This is a genomic window from Ruegeria sp. B32 (genome assembly GCF_025141855.1).
Lineage (GTDB): Bacteria > Pseudomonadota > Alphaproteobacteria > Rhodobacterales > Rhodobacteraceae > Ruegeria > Ruegeria arenilitoris.
Genome location: NZ_CP081106.1, coordinates 3,434,647 through 3,451,034, shown reverse-complemented (window position 1 = coordinate 3,451,034; position 16,388 = coordinate 3,434,647). Strand labels below are relative to the sequence as shown.

Annotated in this window: 23 protein-coding genes; 8 read left to right on the top strand and 15 right to left on the bottom strand. The window is 62.0% G+C overall.

Going from position 1 to position 16,388, the window contains the following annotated elements; translation table 11 throughout:
• Nucleotides 1-8 precede the first annotated feature (8 nt).
• Nucleotides 9-830: an ABC transporter substrate-binding protein gene (locus K3752_RS17475; protein ID WP_260063935.1), complete on the bottom strand. Its 822-nt coding sequence runs from the start codon at nt 828-830 to the stop codon at nt 9-11.
• Nucleotides 827-1,804, bottom strand: a complete 978-nt coding sequence (pip, locus tag K3752_RS17470; RefSeq protein WP_170359916.1) for a prolyl aminopeptidase — start codon at nt 1,802-1,804, stop codon at nt 827-829. Before pip ends, K3752_RS17475 begins: the two co-directional genes overlap by 4 nt.
• Before the next feature lie 48 nt (nt 1,805-1,852).
• On the opposite strand from pip, the gene ubiG reads away from it, so the two are divergent.
• Complete coding sequence (gene ubiG, locus K3752_RS17465; RefSeq protein ID WP_260063934.1) at nt 1,853-2,599, top strand: bifunctional 2-polyprenyl-6-hydroxyphenol methylase/3-demethylubiquinol 3-O-methyltransferase UbiG; 747 nt, start codon at nt 1,853-1,855, stop codon at nt 2,597-2,599.
• A gap of 3 nt (nt 2,600-2,602) precedes the next feature.
• Here the strand turns inward: ubiG and K3752_RS17460 are convergent, their stop codons facing one another.
• Genes K3752_RS17460 through K3752_RS17445 form a run of 4 tightly spaced genes read right to left on the bottom strand, consistent with a single transcriptional unit; the run spans nt 2,603 to nt 4,845 of the window.
• On the bottom strand, nt 2,603-3,043 hold the full coding sequence (locus tag K3752_RS17460) for a MarR family winged helix-turn-helix transcriptional regulator (RefSeq protein ID WP_170343133.1): 441 nt from the start codon (nt 3,041-3,043) through the stop codon (nt 2,603-2,605).
• Between the two features lie 14 nt (nt 3,044-3,057).
• Nucleotides 3,058-3,888, bottom strand: coding sequence for a carbon-nitrogen hydrolase family protein (locus K3752_RS17455; RefSeq protein ID WP_260063933.1), 831 nt, complete (start codon nt 3,886-3,888; stop codon nt 3,058-3,060).
• On the bottom strand, nt 3,888-4,145 hold the full coding sequence (grxC, locus tag K3752_RS17450) for a glutaredoxin 3 (protein ID WP_170342430.1): 258 nt from the start codon (nt 4,143-4,145) through the stop codon (nt 3,888-3,890). Before grxC ends, K3752_RS17455 begins: the two co-directional genes overlap by 1 nt.
• Before the next feature lie 37 nt (nt 4,146-4,182).
• A complete protein-coding gene (locus tag K3752_RS17445) occupies nt 4,183-4,845 on the bottom strand; it encodes a ComF family protein (RefSeq protein WP_260066357.1) in 663 nt (220 codons plus the stop codon).
• Between the two features lie 82 nt (nt 4,846-4,927).
• Here K3752_RS17445 and K3752_RS17440 point away from each other — a divergent pair, with 82 nt between their 5' ends.
• Entirely contained in the window at nt 4,928-5,758 is an 831-nt protein-coding gene (locus tag K3752_RS17440) for a methyltransferase domain-containing protein (RefSeq protein WP_170343136.1), read from the top strand.
• Nucleotides 5,759-5,813: 55 nt separating this feature from the next.
• Nucleotides 5,814-6,863, top strand: coding sequence for a ferrochelatase (hemH, locus tag K3752_RS17435; protein WP_260063932.1), 1,050 nt, complete (start codon nt 5,814-5,816; stop codon nt 6,861-6,863).
• A 74-nt stretch (nt 6,864-6,937) separates the two neighbouring features.
• Here the strand turns inward: hemH and K3752_RS17430 are convergent, their stop codons facing one another.
• Nucleotides 6,938-7,120: a hypothetical protein gene (locus K3752_RS17430; protein WP_005979327.1), complete on the bottom strand. Its 183-nt coding sequence runs from the start codon at nt 7,118-7,120 to the stop codon at nt 6,938-6,940.
• 138 nt (nt 7,121-7,258) lie between these two features.
• Nucleotides 7,259-7,858 carry a L,D-transpeptidase gene (locus K3752_RS17425; RefSeq protein WP_170343138.1) on the bottom strand — a complete coding sequence of 200 codons (600 nt, stop codon included), beginning with the start codon at nt 7,856-7,858 and terminating at the stop codon, nt 7,259-7,261.
• A 169-nt stretch (nt 7,859-8,027) separates the two neighbouring features.
• Here K3752_RS17425 and K3752_RS17420 point away from each other — a divergent pair, with 169 nt between their 5' ends.
• Nucleotides 8,028-8,546 (top strand): CAP domain-containing protein, encoded by a 519-nt coding sequence (locus K3752_RS17420; RefSeq protein ID WP_093963636.1) that lies wholly within the window; start codon nt 8,028-8,030, stop codon nt 8,544-8,546.
• A gap of 60 nt (nt 8,547-8,606) precedes the next feature.
• Here K3752_RS17420 and ptsN read toward each other — a convergent pair whose 3' ends face one another.
• The 7 genes from ptsN to K3752_RS17385 form a co-directional block, all read right to left on the bottom strand.
• Nucleotides 8,607-9,071 carry a PTS IIA-like nitrogen regulatory protein PtsN gene (gene ptsN / locus K3752_RS17415; protein ID WP_093963782.1) on the bottom strand — a complete coding sequence of 155 codons (465 nt, stop codon included), beginning with the start codon at nt 9,069-9,071 and terminating at the stop codon, nt 8,607-8,609.
• A gap of 56 nt (nt 9,072-9,127) precedes the next feature.
• Entirely contained in the window at nt 9,128-9,691 is a 564-nt protein-coding gene (hpf, locus tag K3752_RS17410; RefSeq protein ID WP_170342438.1) for a ribosome hibernation-promoting factor, HPF/YfiA family, read from the bottom strand.
• Between the two features lie 252 nt (nt 9,692-9,943).
• Nucleotides 9,944-10,702, bottom strand: coding sequence for an LPS export ABC transporter ATP-binding protein (lptB, locus tag K3752_RS17405; RefSeq protein WP_093963638.1), 759 nt, complete (start codon nt 10,700-10,702; stop codon nt 9,944-9,946).
• The gene (locus K3752_RS17400) at nt 10,702-11,193 is read right to left on the bottom strand and encodes an LptA/OstA family protein (protein WP_170359910.1); all 492 of its coding nucleotides are present in this window, start codon (nt 11,191-11,193) and stop codon (nt 10,702-10,704) included. Before K3752_RS17400 ends, lptB begins: the two co-directional genes overlap by 1 nt.
• Before the next feature lie 3 nt (nt 11,194-11,196).
• Entirely contained in the window at nt 11,197-11,796 is a 600-nt protein-coding gene (gene lptC / locus K3752_RS17395; RefSeq protein ID WP_170359908.1) for an LPS export ABC transporter periplasmic protein LptC, read from the bottom strand.
• 12 nt (nt 11,797-11,808) lie between these two features.
• Nucleotides 11,809-12,777 (bottom strand): SIS domain-containing protein, encoded by a 969-nt coding sequence (locus K3752_RS17390; RefSeq protein ID WP_170391736.1) that lies wholly within the window; start codon nt 12,775-12,777, stop codon nt 11,809-11,811.
• On the bottom strand, nt 12,774-13,388 hold the full coding sequence (locus K3752_RS17385; protein WP_170343143.1) for a ribonuclease D: 615 nt from the start codon (nt 13,386-13,388) through the stop codon (nt 12,774-12,776). The genes K3752_RS17390 and K3752_RS17385 overlap by 4 nt, the downstream gene beginning before the upstream one ends.
• 132 nt (nt 13,389-13,520) lie before the next feature.
• On the opposite strand from K3752_RS17385, the gene K3752_RS17380 reads away from it, so the two are divergent.
• The 4 genes from K3752_RS17380 (at nt 13,521) to K3752_RS17365 (ending at nt 16,356) form a co-directional block, all read left to right on the top strand.
• Nucleotides 13,521-13,775, top strand: coding sequence for a metal-sensing transcriptional repressor (locus tag K3752_RS17380; RefSeq protein ID WP_170372452.1), 255 nt, complete (start codon nt 13,521-13,523; stop codon nt 13,773-13,775).
• A complete protein-coding gene (locus tag K3752_RS17375) occupies nt 13,775-15,094 on the top strand; it encodes an MFS transporter (protein ID WP_260063931.1) in 1,320 nt (439 codons plus the stop codon). The genes K3752_RS17380 and K3752_RS17375 overlap by 1 nt, the downstream gene beginning before the upstream one ends.
• 56 nt (nt 15,095-15,150) lie before the next feature.
• Nucleotides 15,151-15,579, top strand: a complete 429-nt coding sequence (locus K3752_RS17370; protein WP_093963783.1) for an Lrp/AsnC family transcriptional regulator — start codon at nt 15,151-15,153, stop codon at nt 15,577-15,579.
• A 72-nt stretch (nt 15,580-15,651) separates the two neighbouring features.
• A complete protein-coding gene (locus tag K3752_RS17365; RefSeq protein ID WP_260063930.1) occupies nt 15,652-16,356 on the top strand; it encodes a transglycosylase SLT domain-containing protein in 705 nt (234 codons plus the stop codon).
• The last annotated feature ends 32 nt before the right edge of the window (nt 16,357-16,388 follow it).

Sequence of the window (16,388 nt, the reverse complement as noted above, 5' to 3'; positions counted from 1 at the left end):
GGCCGGTCTCAGGCCATCCACCAGCGTTCCGCGATGCGCCCATCGTCCAACGGCGCGCCCCGCCCGATCCGGCGTGGCAGACCCACGGTGCCGGAGATTGCCAGCGACATCTCTGATTCGTTGGGGAAGAACCGCACGCCACCCAGACCGCGCAGCCCTTGCGCCGCCGGCAGCACCGACACGTCCACATAGCGGTCACGCAGCGCCTCGGCCCGCACGGCCGGGTCGGGGATCACGATGATGTCGACCGCCTCCAGCCAGCCAGCATGGCCATCCTTGTAGTGGCCCGCGACCCGGCGGCCGCGGAAATGGCGCCCGTCTTCGGCCCGTTCGACCCGGTAACACCCGGTGCCGTTCGCCTGCTGCAGCGGAGAAACGCTTTGCCCGTCGCGGGTAATGACGAACCGGGTATCGGCCAGCAGGAAAGGCAGGCCGGGGTTGGCCACGGCCAGTTCGATCCGGATGCGGTCCGGCGCCAGGGCTTCGGCGCGCCCGACCTCGGACAGGACCGCCAGAACATCCCCAGCCGTCAGCGCCGCGCCGTCGTGAAACACCGCATCGGCACGCAGGTCGAAGGTCCAGACACGGGCTTCGGAATCGGTCTGCCATGCGGTCGCCAGCTCGCCGCGCAGAGTGCCGTCCGGCGCGATCTCGGTCAGGGTGTCGAACACCGCACCCCGGGCCAGCCGGTCCAGGCTGTCATCGCGCGGCACGGCGATGCGCAGCACGCCGCCCGATTTCGGCGTATCCGCCAGCGAGGCCCCCGTCGCGGCCAGCAGGGCTGCGGCGGCACCCGAGGTGAACAGAGCACGGCGGTCGATGCGGGTCATGCAACCTCCTGCGCGGTTCGGTCCATGATGCGCACCAGTTCGGCGCTGATCCCAGGCTCCGACAGGGCGTGACCGGCCTGCCGCACCATCTTCAGCTCGGCCTCGGGCCATTTCTCGGCCAGGCTCCAAGCCGCCTGCGGGGGGCAGATCATGTCGTACCGGCCTTGCACGATATGGCCGGGGATATGCGCGATCCGGTCCATCCGGTCCAGAATCTGGCCGTCATGTTCCAGAAACGCCTTGTTGATGAAATAGTGATTCTCGAGCCGCGCGAAGGTGCGCGCATATTCGCCGGGGCTTTCACCGACGGCCCCGTTCGTGTGGATCGAGGCCAGCGCGTTTTCCCAGTGCGACCAGGCGCGGGCGTACAGGATCTCAGTCGCGCGATCGCCCGAAAACAGCCGCTTGTTGTAGGCGCCGATTGTGTCGGACAGTTCCGAGTCGCGCAGCAGGGAGGTGAAGCGCGCCCATTGCTCGGGCCAGAACTTGCCGGCCCCGCCGCCATAGAACCAGTCAAGCTCCGCCTGCGTGGCCAGAAACACGCCGCGCAGAACCAGGCGGGTCACCCGGTCGGGATGGGTTTGGGCATAGATCAGCGCCAGCGTGGCGCCCCAGCTGCCGCCGAATACGATCCAGTCGTCGATCTCGAACAGTTTCCGCAGGCGCTCGATATCGGCCACCAGGTGCCACGTCGTGTTGTTCTCGACCGAGGCCGTGGGCCGCGACCGGCCGCAGCCGCGCTGATCGAACAGAATCACCCGGTAGACCTCGGGATCGAAATAGCGCCGCATGGCCGGGCTGCAGCCGCCGCCTGGGCCGCCATGCAGAACCACCACCGCAATCCCGTCGGGATTGCCGCATTGTTCCACATAGATGCGGTGCCCGTCGCCCATATCCACCACGCGCTGGTCGAACGGATCGACCGGCGGGTAAAGATATTGCACTGCGCGCTTTTGGTCCGGGTACTTGTCCATTATGGCCCTATATAGTCCTACAGCGTAAAAGAGCACACGGAGACAGGAATGCAAGCGCATCCGAACACGGTTGACCCGTCCGAGATCGCAAAATTCGAGGCGATGGCCGCCGAATGGTGGGACCCGCACGGGAAATTCAAACCTCTGCACATGCTCAATCCGTGCCGTCTGGACTATATCACACAGCAGATCGCGGGCGAATTTGACCGGGATCTGACGGCAGCGAAACCGTTCGCGGGCCTGCGCCTGCTGGATATCGGCTGCGGCGGCGGGTTGCTGAGCGAGCCGATGGCGCGGCTGGGCGCCGAGGTCGTGGGCGCCGACGCGGCCGAGCGCAACCTGCCCGTGGCCCGCATCCATGCCGAGCAATCCGGCCTGCAGATCGACTATCGCCACACCACCGCCGAGGCGATGGCCGACGCGGGCGAGCAGTTCGACGTGGTTCTGAACATGGAGGTGGTCGAGCATGTGACCGATCCGCTGGCCTATCTGACAGCCACGCAACAGCTGTTGAAACCCGGCGGGCTGGAAATCTGTTCCACCATCAACCGCAACCCGAAATCCTATGCGATGGCGATTTTCGGGGCCGAGGTCGTCATGCGCTGGCTGCCGCGTGGCACGCATGAATGGTCCAAGTTCATCACCCCGGACGAGCTGTTCGATCTGCTGCGCCAAGCCGGTCTGGACCCGGTAGACCGCAAGGGATTCGTCTTCAACCCGATCACCTGGAGCTGGTCGATCTCGGACCGGGATCTGAGCGTGAACTATGTCACCGCCAGCGTGAAGCCGGGCTGAGGCCTATTCCTCTTCCAGCTTCATGCGCAGGTCGCGCAGAACCGGCAGGGTCGTGCGCACACGCTCAAGGCCCAGCTCGCCCACGACCCGGTTGATCAGAGGTGCGATGGCCGAGATCGCCTGATCGCGCGCCCGGCGGCCGGCCGGGCTGATCGCCACCATCTTGCGGCGGGCATCGTCCCAATCGGGGCGGATGTGGATGTATCCGGCCCATTCCAGCTTGGCCAAGGTATTGGTCATCGCCCCACGCGTCACGTGGAATGTGCTGGCAAGTTGGGCAGGCGTCCGCTCGCCTCCGACGAACACCAGGTGGTTCAGCACCGAGAAATGCGAGATCTCCATGCCCTTGGGCAGCACCCGGCTCAGCCGGTTCCGCAGCAATTGGTCCGCGGTCAGAATCTCGCTGAACAGCGCGACCGCAAGGGCGTTGGTTTCGTCAGTCATTACCCGGTTCTGGATCAGGGCCCGTCGAACGGGCGAACATGTGTCAGGGACGGCACGCGCCGCCGTGCCTCTGTAACAGACCTATCATCCAGATCAAAAAAGTGAATGCCGGTCTGAGTGCCTGCGTCGATCAGCACCTCGCCCCAGGGCGACACGACCATGCTGTGCCCGTGGGTATGGCGCGTTTTGCCCCGGGTCTTGGGGTGTTCTCCGGTCTGAGCGGGGGCAATGACCCAACAGCCGGTCTCGATGGCGCGGGCGCGCAGCAGCGGCTCCCAATGGGCCGCCCCGGTCACCGGAGAGAACGCCGCCGGAACCGTCAGGATCGTGGCCCCGCCCTGTGCCAGCGCGGCGTGCAGACGCGGGAACCGGATGTCATAGCAGATGGTCATGCCGACCTTGCCGAAGGCGGTCTCGGCGATCACCGCCCGCGACCCGGGGCGATAGCTGGCCGATTCGCGAAAGGTCTCGGTCTCGGTGACCTGCACGTCGAACATGTGGATCTTGTCATAGCGCGCGACGATCCCGCCCTGTGGGTCGATCATGAAAGACCGGTTGGCGAACCGCCCGTCGGCGTCATGAGTCTTCAGCCCCAGCGATCCGATCAGCAGCCATACGCCCAATTCCGCCGCCTGTTCGCGCAGGCCCGCCAGGGTGATGTCGTCTTCCTCGTGCTGCAGCACCTCGCGTTGGCGCGTTCCGCTGGTCGAGACGCAGTTGGTGACCTCGGGCGTCAGGATGAACCCCGCGCCCCGGTCCGCGGCCTCGGCCATCATGGCGCGCACCATGTCCAGGTTCGCGGCCGGGTCGTCCGACGAGGTGATCTGCAGCAGCGCGGTTCTCATCAGGCGGCCAACAGCGGGTCCAGTTTGCCGGCCTGTTCGAGTTCGTACAGGTCGTCGCAGCCACCGACATGAGTGTCACCAATGAAGATCTGAGGCACCGTGCGCCGTCCGCCCGCCCGCTGGATCATCTCGGGTTTGCGTTTGGGGTTCATCAAAACGTCGATTTCCTCGAAGGCGACGCCTTTCTGATTCAGCAGCCGTTTGGCCGCGTGGCAAAAGCCGCACAGCGGCGAGGTATAGATGACAACCGGTTTCATGGTCCGTTCCCTTGGATTTCGCGCAATCTAGGGGGAATTAGGCATCCTTGGCAACGCGCGCCAGTACCAACACGGAAATATGAGCCGCACCGGCCTCTCGGCAGGCATGGGTGCAGGCCGCCAGTGTCGCACCCGATGTCATCACGTCATCGACCAGCAACACATGGCGCCCCTTCAGGCGGTCCGCCCGGCGCGGATGCACGGTGATCGCATCGCGCAGCGTATCCGCACGCTCGGCGGCCGTTTTCCCTTCCAGCGGTGGGGTGCGCCGCTTGCGTATCAACAGATCCGGACAGACCGGCAGGCCCGTCTCCTTTCCCAGTTGGAGCGACAAAAGCGCGGACTGGTTGTATCGGCGCTTCAGCAGCCGCGACCAATGCAGCGGCACCGGTGCGATCACCGTATCCGGTCGAAACAGAGTGCGACCGGCCTGCGCCATCCAACGTGCCGCAGGTTTTGCCAGTTCGGAACGATCCCCGTGCTTCAGGGCCAGAATCAGTGACCGCGCCCGTCCCTGATACAGCAATGCCGCGCGCCCCTCGGCCCACGGTTGTGGGCGGCGCAAACAATCGTCGCAGTCGATTCGGTGACCATCATCGCTGCCAGGCACCGGCGCACCGCAACTGTGGCAGACCGTCCCGCCGATGAACGGGGTCTCGCGCCAGCACGGCCCGCACAGGCCGAAATCCGAGGCCGCCATCTCGCCGCAGCCGATGCAGCGTGGCGGATACACGACCTCGATCGCGGTTTGAATCCGCTGCCATATGCGATAATTGCGGCTTATGGATTTGCCAGCACCCAATGCACCCTCGCTGTTCGATCGCAAAGCGCTTGCGGCACACCGCGCGCGGATCAGCGACGAAGCCCTTTTTCTGCACCACGCCGCCATGGACGAGGTGCAGGATCGCCTTTCCATGGTTAACAAATCCTTTACTGCGCCAGCGATCGTAGCCCCCTACCCCGAGATTTGGGCGCCGGTCCTGCCGGGCGCCCGGGTCGTGGCCGATGCCGACGTGCTGGACCTCAAACCCGCTGCGCATGATCTGGTGGTCCATGCGATGGCCCTGCATTGGGCCAACGATCCGGTGGGACAGCTGATCCAATGTGCCCGCGCGCTGCAGCCCGACGGGTTGTTGTTGGTGGTGTGTCTGGGCGGTGAAACGCTATACGAATTGCGGGCCGCGCTGGGTCAGGCCGAGGTCGAGGTGACCGGCGGTCTCAGCCCCCGTGTCGCGCCGATGGCCGAGTTGCGAGATCTTGGCGCGCTGCTGCAGCGTGCGGGTTTTGCATTGCCTGTTGCGGACAAAGTGCCCCTGACGGCGACGTATCGCGACCTGTGGCACCTGATGCGGGACCTGCGCGCGATGGGTGAAACCAACGCCATGACCCAGCGGTTGAAACACCCGTCGCGCCGCGCGGTCTTTTCCCGGGCCCAAGAGATTTACGCCGCGCATTTCACATCTCCCGAAGGCCGGCTGAGTGCCACGTTCGAGCTGATCTGCCTGACGGGCTGGGCGCCGGATGCCAGCCAGCCCAAGCCGCTGCGCCCCGGCTCGGCCCAGATGAGACTGGCCGACGCCCTAGGCACGAAAGAAGGCAAACTGTCCGATTGACCCGCTGACCGAACCGATTATTTCAGCCTCTAAACCAGAATTCAGGAAGCTCACCATGTTCGATGCCACCCGCCCGGAACACGCTCCGGCAGACCACCCAAAAGTGAAGATGGGCCGCGTCGGCGTTCTTCTGGCCAATCTCGGCACCCCGGACGACTACAGCTATTGGCCGATGCGCCGCTATCTGAACGAGTTCCTGTCCGACCGGCGGGTGATCGACTATCCGGCCTGGAAATGGCAGCCGATCCTGCAGGCGATCATCCTGACCAAACGTCCCTTCAGCTCGGGCGCGGCGTACAAGTCGATCTGGAACCACGACAAGGGCGAAAGCCCGCTGATGACCATCACCAAGGACCAGACCGGCAAGATGCGTGCGGCGATGCAGGACCGGTATGGCGACAAGGTCATGGTGGATTTCTGCATGCGTTACGGAAACCCCTCGACCAAGTCGAAGGTCCGCCAGATGGTGGCCGAGGGCTGCGACCGCATCCTGTTCTTCCCGCTCTATCCGCAATATGCCGGCGCTACGACCGCCACCGCGAACGACCAGTTCTTTCGCGCACTGATGGACGAGGCCTGGCAGCCCGCCAGCCGCACGGTGCCCGCCTATTTCGACGAGCCGGCCTATATCGACGCCCTCGCGCAGTCGGTCGAGACGGCCTATGCCGCGATGGAGACCAAGCCGGACGTTTTGGTGTGCTCCTATCACGGCATGCCGGAACGCTATCTGATGCAGGGTGATCCGTACCACTGCCAGTGCGCCAAGACGTCACGCCTGCTGAAAGAACGGCTGGGCTGGGCGGATGATCAACTGGTGACCACCTTCCAGTCACGATTCGGGCCCGAGGAATGGCTGAAGCCCTACACCGTCGACCACGTCGCGGAACTGGCTCGGCAGGGCAAAAAGAACATAGCCGTCATCGCCCCGGCATTTTCGTCGGACTGCATTGAAACGCTGGAAGAGATCAACGAAGAGATCCGCGAAAGCTTTGAGCACGCCGGCGGCGAAAGCTTTACCTACATTCCCTGCCTCAACGACGAGGACGCGCATATCGCGGCCGTGGGCAAGGTTGTCGAGGACAACCTCAAAGGCTGGCTGGACTGAACCGGCCCGGAAACAAGCACGAAAAAAGGCGGTGGAAATCCACCGCCTTTCTTTTTTGTCGTAGTCCGTTGGACTTAGCCTGCGGCAACAGCTGCGGCAACAACGACCAGCAGGATCAGCGGCAGGATGATGCCCTGCGACGAGCCCTGGGTTTCTTCGACGACAACAGGTGCCTCAACAACCGGCTCTTCCAGGTTGCCAGCATATGCGGTCGAAGCAGCAGCGGTCAGTGCAGCAGCGAGTACAAGTTTCTTCATATTAACCTCCAGAGTTTGCGCGATCCCAATTGCGGAACCACACACCTAAGACTTACCTCGTGGTTTTTTCTAATCAGCAAAGCAGAACGAATGCAATTGCAACTTGCAGTGCAAGCGGGTTGGCGCGCGAAAATGTCGTCAAATTAGCAACACTTGCGTCCCGACCTTCGCCATGGCGTACAGCTCTGCGATGTTCTCATTGAACAACCCGATGCACCCGTTCGACGACCGGCGGCCGATTTTCCGCGTATCGTGGGTTCCGTGGATCCGGTAATACTTCCAGCTGAGATACAAAGCGTGCGTTCCCAGCGGGTTATCGGGCCCCGGAGGGATGTAATCCGGCCATTCCGGGTTTCTTTTCTTCATCGACGGCGTCGGCGACCAGCTGGGCCCCTCGACCTTGCGGATGACACTCGTGCGACCGCGGCGGGTCAGTTCTTCGGTCAGCGGAACCGACGACGGGTACAGCTTGTAGACGGTCTGGTCTTCCGACCAGTAGTGCAAAGCGCGGGAAACGGTGTCGACCAGAATCGCCCCGTTCCGGGTGTTCGAGAAGTAGGGCTGCCATTGCTGCGCCTTGAAGCCCGACACGTTACGGCGAACGGCCGGTTCAGGATCGGGTGCAGGGCGCAATGGGTCGCCCGGGATGTATTGGGCGATCGCCGGGCTGGCGAGCAAAGACGATGCGCCTGCGAGGAATCCGCGGCGGGACGAAGAGAAAACGCGTTTCTTGACCATGGTGACAGGTCCTCTGCGAAAGATGTGCAAGAATCCGCTCTATGTTATTGCCAGAATGCTTCAGTCGCAAATCAAACCGGCAGAATCATGCGGGTTCGTGCATTTGAGCCTTTGCTCATGGGCCGCTGGCAGGGTATTGCCAATTGGAAACAAGCAAACCGGACTCATCATGACGCGCATTTTTTCCCTGCTCTTGATTTGCCTTGTCGCACTGGCGGCATGTACCGACGTGAGCGGCACTTCAACCCTTGGTGCGGATGGGCGCCCGCTGCCCAAAGCCTACAAGATCCGGGGAAATCCCGAAAAACTGCAGTTCCGCATGCTTGATTCCGTAAACGCCCTGCGGCAGGCGTCGGGACTGCAGTCGGTGCAGTTGAACGCGCAGTTGAACGCAGCGGCGGCGACGCACGCCAAGGACATGTCGCGGCAGAACCGGCCCTGGCATTTCGGCTCGGACGGATCTTCGCCGCTCGACCGGGTGGCCCGTGCCGGTTATGCGGGGCGTTTCCTGGGTGAAGCGATTTCCGAGACCTACGAGACCGAAACCGAAACCCTGGCCGCGTGGATGCAGGAACCGGGTCCGCGATCGGTGATCATGGACCCGCAAGCAACCCAGATGGGGTTTGCATGGCACCAGGAAAACGGCGGGAAGATCTGGTGGACGCTCGAGATGGGAACCGGCGGTTAAGCATGGCCCCAGACGAAAAAAGCCCCCGAAAACCGGGGGCTTTTTTCTTTCTAACAAGTCTCAGGCAGCTTGCATGGACTGAGCTGTGGTCAGGATCGCATACAGCTTGACCGGATCCGGGTTGGCCCGAAGCTTCGAGCAGACCGCGCTGTCGCGCAGCGTGCGCGATACCAACGCCAAGGCCTTAAGATGCTCGACACCGGCATCTTCCGGGGCGAACAGCGCAAAGGCCAGATCCACGGGCTGACGGTCGACCGATCCGAAGTCGATGGGCTTTTCGAGCATGACGAACACGCCGGCAACCGAGTCGATCTCGGACAAACGGGCGTGGGGCAGGGCAACACCATGGCCAACGCCGGTTGGCCCAAGGCTTTCCCGCTCCAGCAGGCAGTCTACGATGGTCTGCGGATCAAGTCCGAGTGCGCCCGCGGCGACGTCACCGATTTCCTGAAACAACCGCTTTTTGCTGGACGCTGCAGATAGCACGCGCACCGCTTCGGGCTTCAGTATGCTCGACAAATCCATGTTTTGCTCCACGGCGACGCCCCCAGAATCCGGGGGCCCCGCCCAATTCTTGCCTGTTACGGATCGATCCAGCCGATATTGCCGTCATCCCGGCGATACACGACGTTCAATCCGTCCTTGTTTTCATTCCTGAACACCAACACCGGGGCGCCGGCCAATTCCATTTGCATGACAGCTTCGCCGACACTCAACGATGGGATCTTGGTTTCCATCTCAGCCACGATGATGGGCTGCAATGAGTCGGGTTCGTCGGCCACGTCCGATTCGTTCGAGGCGAGGATATAAGATGACGCTCCGAAGAGTTCAACCGGCTGAGCCCGTTCACGATGGTGGTCCTTGAGGCGACGCTTGTAGCGACGCAGCTGTTTCTCCATCTTTTCGCAGCACGCCTCGAATGCTGCATAGATTTCGGTTGCATGTGCCTTGGCCTGGGCTGTCAGGCCCGTGGACATATGTATGGTGGTTTCGCACACATACTCATGCGCTGAACGGGAAAAGACGACGTTGGCATCCGTCGGTCGCTGAGCATATTTGCTCACGACCTCGCCCAATGCGTCCTGCACGTGTGTCTGCAAGGCTGCACCAATGTCGATCTGTTTGCCGCTGATTTGGTAACGCATGTGATCTCCTTCACAATTCACACCCATTATGACGTCACGTCAGGTGACATGCTTGTTTTTATCGGGTGGGGGGTAGAGACATGTTTCGCGGTTGTCCTCGGTAGGGCCCTTCGGAGAAGGGAGATCGAGATCCAGTCTGGAACCGCGAAAATGCCATGTCCCAATTGAGCCAAGAGGCGGCAGAAGAGTCAATCAAAACAGGAGTGTATATACGCGAATTCTGTCATGCGCCTAGCGCAATCACAGCTAAGCCTATGAAATCTTGAAGTTTTCACCCAAATACACGCGGCGGACATTTTCGTTTTCCACCACCTCGTCGGGCGATCCGGACATCAGCACCTGCCCGTCGTGCAGGATATAGGCGCGGTCCACAATTTCCAGCGTTTCCCGCACGTTGTGGTCGGTGATCAGTACGCCGATTCCACGCTTTTTCAGATCCGCCACCAGATGCCGGATATCGCCCACGCTGATCGGGTCGACGCCGGCAAATGGCTCGTCCAGCAGCAGGTACTTGGGGTCGGCGGCCAGACAGCGGGCTATCTCGACGCGACGGCGCTCACCGCCCGACAATGCAAGGGCAGGCGCCCGCCGCAAATGCTCGATCGAAAAATCCGAGAGCAGCTCTTCCAGACGTTCCTTGCGGCGGTGCACATGCTTCACCGCAATGTCGAGCACGGCCGAGATATTGTCCTCGACACTCAAGCCGCGAAAGATCGACATTTCCTGCGGCAGATACCCAATGCCCATGCGCGCCCGGCGATACATCGGCAGCGTGGTCACATTCTGACCGTCCAACGTGACCGTTCCGGCCTCGGGGAACACCAGCCCGGCAACGGAATAGAACGTGGTCGTCTTGCCTGAGCCGTTCGGCCCTAGCAACGCAACGACCTCGGACCGGTCCAGCGTCATCGACACGTCCCGGATCACGGTCTTTTTGCGATAAGATTTGCGCAGTTTCTGAATCTTCAGACCCTGAGACCCTTCGGCAACGGACAGTTGCGGGCCCGCCATCAATTGCCGCCCTGCTGAAGGATCGTCTTGACCCGCCCCGACATGGTCGCGGTTCCGCTTGTCAGGTTCGCAATCATCTGGTCGCCGCTGATCGTGCTGGGCCCCTGCGTCAGCAGAACGTTGCCCTTCATCACGATCACACCCGAGTCGATGGTGTATTCCGCCCAGTCCCCTTCGGCGGCATCCGGCGGGCTGACAAGCACGACGTTTTCCGATGCCTCCATGCGTTCGATCCCCGACCGATCCTGGTTGTAGATCACCAACACGCGACCGGCGGACAGGCGCATTTCGCCCTGCACGACAATGACGTTGCCAAGAAACTCGGCCGAACCGTCCTCTTGATTGACGTTCAGCGTCTCGGATGTCACTTCGACCGGCAGACTGGGATCGGCTTTCACCGACCCAAAGGCCACCTGCGCTTCCTGCGCGGACGATGGCACCGAACCCACGGCCAGAGCGAAACAAACGAGGACGAAACGAAAATCAAACACAGTCTATCTTTCGGCTTTTTTCGGCTCATATAACAGCTTAACGCCATCTGTAAAAAGAATATGGACCGGTCCACCGTCTTTTTCAGCGCCGAATGTCATCCGCCCGGCCGAGAAATTGCCGATTGGTCCTGTTCCCTGCACCTGACCTGGCGTATCGCCCCGGATCTCGTCCAATGAAGTATTCAACAGGTCTGTCGTCACCCGGATACCGTCCGTGGTGGTGATCACCACGTCCCCCGTGAAGGTGGCCGTCGCCTTGTCCGGTCGGATCGACCCCGAGTTGGAGTCCAGTGTGATCACCCCACCGTTCAGCAGGCCGAACCGGCCACGGAATTCGGTTGCTCTTGGATCGCTGTCGGCAGTTCCCTGGCTGGCCCGCACCGCCTCGACCTGGACATCTTCGCCCTTGCGGGTGGTCCCCCGATAGTTCGGGCGGGTCACAAGCTGCCCCTCAAGCCGTTCGTCGATATCCTGCTGGGTGAACGGACCCGAGACGTTTGTTTCGATGCTGCGCGACAGCAGGAATACCGTGGACAGCAGCAGAATCGCCGCCAGCGGCAACAGAACCTTCAGGAACTGCACCATTCGGGAATAGCGGTCCACCTGCGCCTCCTGTCAGCCCAGCCCGACGCGCAGGCAATCGTGAATATGCAGAAGGCCCTGCGCCAATCCCGGTTGTTCGGGGTCGACGACGAACAACGAGGTGATCTTGCGCGCGTTCATGATCGCCACGGCTTCTTCGGCCAGCGAATCTGGTGCGATCGTGGTCGGATTGCGGGTCATGACCTGAGCGGCTGTATTGTCCAGCAGCCCCTCCATGTGGCGCCGCAGGTCGCCGTCGGTGATGATGCCGGCAAGCTTGCCGTCCGCGTCCGTCACCCCGACCACGCCAAAGCCTTTCTGGCTGATCTCGATCAACGCGTTGCTCATCGGTGTATCGGCAGAAACCAGCGGCACCGCATCGCCACTGTGCATCAGATCGCGTACTGCGCTCAGCTGCGCGCCCAGTTTGCCGCCCGGATGAAAGGCGCGGAAATCCTCTGGTTTGAAGTCGCGATATTTCATCAGCGCAATCGCCAGCGCATCACCCATGGCCAGCGTCAGCGTGGTCGAAATCGACGGCACCATCCCATAGCCGCAGGCCTCGCCCAGAGAGGGGATCAGCAAATGCACGTCCGCCTGTTTCATCAACGAGCTTTCGGGCTTGCTGGACAGGCCGATCAAAGGGATGCCGAACCGCCGGGTAAAGGCCAGAAGATTGGCCAGTTCCGGCGCCTCGCCCGAATTGGAGATCGCCAGAACCACATCTCCTTTCGACACCATCCCCAGATCGCCGTGGCTGGCCTCGGCCGGATGAACGAAATAGGCCGGCGTACCGGTGCTGGCCAGGGTTGCGGCGATCTTGTGGCCGATGTGTCCAGACTTGCCGATGCCGCTGATGATGATCCGCCCTGTGGCCTGCAGGATCAGCTGAACGGCTTCGGCAAACCGGTCGTCAAGGCTGTCGGCCAAAACATCCAACGCCCGGGCTTCGTCGGTGATTACCTGACGGGCAACCTTCAGAAAGGATTCATTGTCTGTCATGAGTGCGCAAAAATATCCGTTTCAGGCCATCCGGCCAGATCCAGTCTGGCACGCATCGGCAGGAAGTCAAAACAGGCCTGCGCCATCTCGGTGCGCCCTTCACGCGCCAGCCGCGCGTTCAAGGCATCACGCAGACGGTGCAGATACAGGACGTCGGAGGCCGCATAATCCAGTTGGGCCTCGGTCAGGGTCTCCGCACCCCAGTCGCTCATCTGTTGCTGTTTCGAGATATCGACGCCCAGCAACTCCTGACACAGGTTCTTGAGTCCATGACGATCGGTATAGGTGCGCACAAGGCGGCTGGCGATCTTGGTGCAATATACCGGAGCGGCCAACGCCCCGAAGGCATGATACATCGCGGCAATGTCGAACCGCCCGAAATGAAACAGCTTCAGCACATCCGGGTTTTCCAGCATGGCACTCAGGTTTGGCGCCGAGGTTTGGCCCTTTTCGACCTGCACGATATGGCAATCGCCGTCACCCCCGGACATCTGAATCACGCACAGACGATCCCGGTGCGGGTTGAGACCCATGGTCTCACAATCAATGGCCACGATCGGGCCCAGATCCAGCCCATCGGGCAGGTCGTTCTTGTACAGATGGTTCGCCACACGTGTTTCCTTCGTTCGGTATCGTCCCCGAAATAGGGTGTTTGGCCTGCAAACTCAACGCCATCCGGACCGATGCCGCGATTGATCTCAGGCAGGCTTGATGCATCCCCATGGGGAGGATAGGGTTAATGCATGAACCCTCACAAGAATTCAACACACCCGCAGATCATCGCGCGCCTGAAACGCGCGCATGGGCATCTGGCCAAGGTCATCGCCATGCTGGACGACCAGGAGCCCTGTCCGGACATCGCTCAGCAGCTTTTCGCCGTGGAAAAGGCGATCACGAATGCCAAGCGGACACTGATCCATGATCATGTCGACCATTGCCTTGCTTCGGGCGACGCCGACTCGGTCGACGCCTTCAAGGCCATCACCAAGTACCTGTGATGCTGAGCGTTCTGCAAAACCGGGTCTATCGTCACCTGCTTGCTGCGCAAATCGTGGCCTTGACGGGCACCGGTCTTGCCACGGTGGCCTTGGGACTTCTGGCCTACGATCTGGCCGGAAGCTCTGCGGCCCTGGTTCTGGGTACGGCACTGACGATAAAGATGGTTGCCTATGTTTCGGTCGCGCCGGTGGCGGCGGCCTTTGCGGAACGGCTGAACCGACGAAAACTCCTTGTGACGCTGGACCTCGTCCGCGCCGCAGTGGCGCTGTGCCTGCCGTTCGTGACCGACATCTGGCAGGTCTACGTTCTGATCTTCGTTCTGCAATCTGCCTCAGCCGGGTTCACCCCGGCGTTCCAAGCCACGATACCAGACGTTCTGACCGACCAGCAGGACTATACCAAGGCGCTGTCGCTGTCGCGCCTGGCCTATGATCTGGAAAGTCTGGTGAGCCCGATGCTGGCCGCGTTCCTACTGATCTTCGTCAGCTTCGACAGCCTGTTTCTGGGAACAAGCCTCGGCTTCGTCGCCTCGGCCTTGTTGGTCATGTCGGTTGCCCTTCCCTCACCCACGCCCGTCCGGCCGCGCGGGATCTTCGACCGCACGACCCGCGGTCTGCGGATCTATCTGGCCACACCGCGCCTTCGGGGGTTGCTGGCTTTGAGCTGGAGCGCCGCAGCGCTCAGCGCGATGGTCCTGGTCAATACCGTCGTCATCGTGCGTGCAAGCCTGGAGTTGTCCGACAGTGCCGTGGCCATCGCGCTGGCCGGATTCGGCAGCGGGTCCATGCTGGCGGCATTTGCCTTGCCGGCGGTTTTGCGGCGGTTCGAGGACCGCAAAGTGATGCTGGCGGGTGCGACAATTGCCACCGCGGCCATGGCGTTTGCTGCGATCCTGTCTGCAGCTGTACCCATGAGCCTTGCCGGGCTGTCCGCAATCTGGGCACTGGTTGGCTTCGGATACTCGGCAACCCTGACCCCGTCGGGGCGCCTGCTGACCCGGTCGGCCCACGCCGAAGACCGCCCGGCCGTCTTCGCCGCCCAATTCACCCTGTCGCATGCCTGCTGGTTGGTTCTCTACCCGCTGGCCGGATGGGTCATGACAGCGTTCGGTGCGACAGTGGCCATGGCTTTGTTGACCGTTCTGTCACTGTGCGGTCTGGTCGGAGCTCTGTTGGCATGGCCTCGCGCCGAGCCGGGCGCGGTCATCCACCAGCATCCGGACCTGCCGGTCGACCATCCGCACCTGTCCGGATCGGCAGAGCACGCCCACCCGATCATCATCGACGACCTTCACCCCCGATACCCGCATCAGCCTTGAGCGCAGGCGCCAAACTGGCATACACCCGAACCATCCCTTCGGAACACGGAGCATCGATGGACCAGCTTGATCGCCGCATCATTGCCGCGCTGCAACACAATGCGCGCGCCTCGACCACCCATATCGCGGCAACGCTCGGGGTGGCCCGGACTACGGTGCATGAACGTATCAGCCGGATGGAGAGAAACGGTGTGATTGCCGGATACTCGGTGATCCTGCGTCAGGCCGAGGACACGCCCAAGGTCCAGGTCGTTGTCCTGCTGGAGGTACAGCAGAAAGAAACCGCTCGCATCATCAAGCGGCTCGAAGCCTATCCAGAGGTCAAGCTGTGCCTGTCGATCAATGGAGAATTCGATCTGTTGCTGTCCGCCGAAGCGCCCCGGATCGAGGATCTGGACATTCTGGTTGATGAACTAGCAGCGATCCCGGGAGTGCTGCGCACCAACACCAGCGTTGTGTTCGGCCGCCGCATCGATCGGGGCTGAGGTCCCGATAACCCTCTGTAAACCCAAAACTGGCTAGCTTGGCCCGGACACAAGAATCCCCGGACCGGCAGAATGCCAGAGCTCAAGTTTTTCATCTCGATCGCCGTTTGGCTAACCGCCGCCGCGCCTGCCGCCCTAGCATGGTCGGATGGCCACGCGACTGAAGTTTGCGACCGGGCCGCGCGTCGGGCGGCAATGGCCGAAGGTGTGCCGCAGGATATCCTGTTGGCCGTTACCCGAACCGAGACCGGGCGCACGATGAAGGGCCGCCTGACACCCTGGCCCTGGACCGTCAATGTCGAGGGCAAAGGGTACTGGTTCGCCACCGAGACCGAGGCCAAGACCTTTGTCTTCGACGTGTTCAAAGCGGGTGCGCGCAGTTTTGATATAGGCTGCTTCCAGATCAACTACCGCTGGCATGGCAAAGCTTTCCGGTCCATAGACGCTATGTTTGATCCGGATCAGAACGCAGCCTACGCCGCGCAGTTCCTGAAGACGCTCCATGCCGAACATGGTTCGTGGGGGCATGCGGTTGGTGCCTATCACTCGCGCACGCCGGACCTCGCACAGGCTTATACGGACCGGTTTGAAACCATCCTCGCCAATCTCGACGGTGTGCCGCCGGCGCAGCCGGATCCCGCGGGGCGCGATCCGTTTTCCCGGGAGGCTGCGCCTTTGATCCCGTCCGGTCGTAGCCGAACCCAGCCGGGCCGCTTGGGCTCATTGGTTCCCGCCTCCGCCGCTGCTGCTGCCTTCATCGCGTTCGATCAGGAGTGACGCGTGCCAAAGCTTGACGCCCGATCCCTGTT

What these genes read in the sequence shown, in the direction of transcription:
- K3752_RS17370 (WP_093963783.1), top strand. Translation starts at nt 15,151, where the DNA reads ATGGACCAGCTTGATCGCCGCATCATTGCCGCGCTGCAACACAATGCG.
- pip (WP_170359916.1), bottom strand. Translation starts at nt 1,804, where the DNA reads ATGGACAAGTACCCGGACCAAAAGCGCGCAGTGCAATATCTTTACCCG.
- K3752_RS17445 (WP_260066357.1), bottom strand. Translation starts at nt 4,845, where the DNA reads ATGGCGGCCTCGGATTTCGGCCTGTGCGGGCCGTGCTGGCGCGAGACC.
- K3752_RS17365 (WP_260063930.1), top strand. Translation starts at nt 15,652, where the DNA reads ATGCCAGAGCTCAAGTTTTTCATCTCGATCGCCGTTTGGCTAACCGCC.
- K3752_RS17460 (WP_170343133.1), bottom strand. Translation starts at nt 3,043, where the DNA reads ATGACTGACGAAACCAACGCCCTTGCGGTCGCGCTGTTCAGCGAGATT.
- K3752_RS17380 (WP_170372452.1), top strand. Translation starts at nt 13,521, where the DNA reads ATGAACCCTCACAAGAATTCAACACACCCGCAGATCATCGCGCGCCTG.
- grxC (WP_170342430.1), bottom strand. Translation starts at nt 4,145, where the DNA reads ATGAAACCGGTTGTCATCTATACCTCGCCGCTGTGCGGCTTTTGCCAC.
- K3752_RS17375 (WP_260063931.1), top strand. Translation starts at nt 13,775, where the DNA reads ATGCTGAGCGTTCTGCAAAACCGGGTCTATCGTCACCTGCTTGCTGCG.
- ubiG (WP_260063934.1), top strand. Translation starts at nt 1,853, where the DNA reads ATGCAAGCGCATCCGAACACGGTTGACCCGTCCGAGATCGCAAAATTC.
- K3752_RS17430 (WP_005979327.1), bottom strand. Translation starts at nt 7,120, where the DNA reads ATGAAGAAACTTGTACTCGCTGCTGCACTGACCGCTGCTGCTTCGACC.
- lptB (WP_093963638.1), bottom strand. Translation starts at nt 10,702, where the DNA reads ATGGCGGGCCCGCAACTGTCCGTTGCCGAAGGGTCTCAGGGTCTGAAG.
- K3752_RS17440 (WP_170343136.1), top strand. Translation starts at nt 4,928, where the DNA reads ATGGATTTGCCAGCACCCAATGCACCCTCGCTGTTCGATCGCAAAGCG.
- ptsN (WP_093963782.1), bottom strand. Translation starts at nt 9,071, where the DNA reads ATGGATTTGTCGAGCATACTGAAGCCCGAAGCGGTGCGCGTGCTATCT.
- K3752_RS17390 (WP_170391736.1), bottom strand. Translation starts at nt 12,777, where the DNA reads ATGACAGACAATGAATCCTTTCTGAAGGTTGCCCGTCAGGTAATCACC.
- K3752_RS17455 (WP_260063933.1), bottom strand. Translation starts at nt 3,888, where the DNA reads ATGAGAACCGCGCTGCTGCAGATCACCTCGTCGGACGACCCGGCCGCG.
- K3752_RS17425 (WP_170343138.1), bottom strand. Translation starts at nt 7,858, where the DNA reads ATGGTCAAGAAACGCGTTTTCTCTTCGTCCCGCCGCGGATTCCTCGCA.
- hemH (WP_260063932.1), top strand. Translation starts at nt 5,814, where the DNA reads ATGTTCGATGCCACCCGCCCGGAACACGCTCCGGCAGACCACCCAAAA.
- K3752_RS17420 (WP_093963636.1), top strand. Translation starts at nt 8,028, where the DNA reads ATGACGCGCATTTTTTCCCTGCTCTTGATTTGCCTTGTCGCACTGGCG.
- K3752_RS17475 (WP_260063935.1), bottom strand. Translation starts at nt 830, where the DNA reads ATGACCCGCATCGACCGCCGTGCTCTGTTCACCTCGGGTGCCGCCGCA.
- hpf (WP_170342438.1), bottom strand. Translation starts at nt 9,691, where the DNA reads ATGCGTTACCAAATCAGCGGCAAACAGATCGACATTGGTGCAGCCTTG.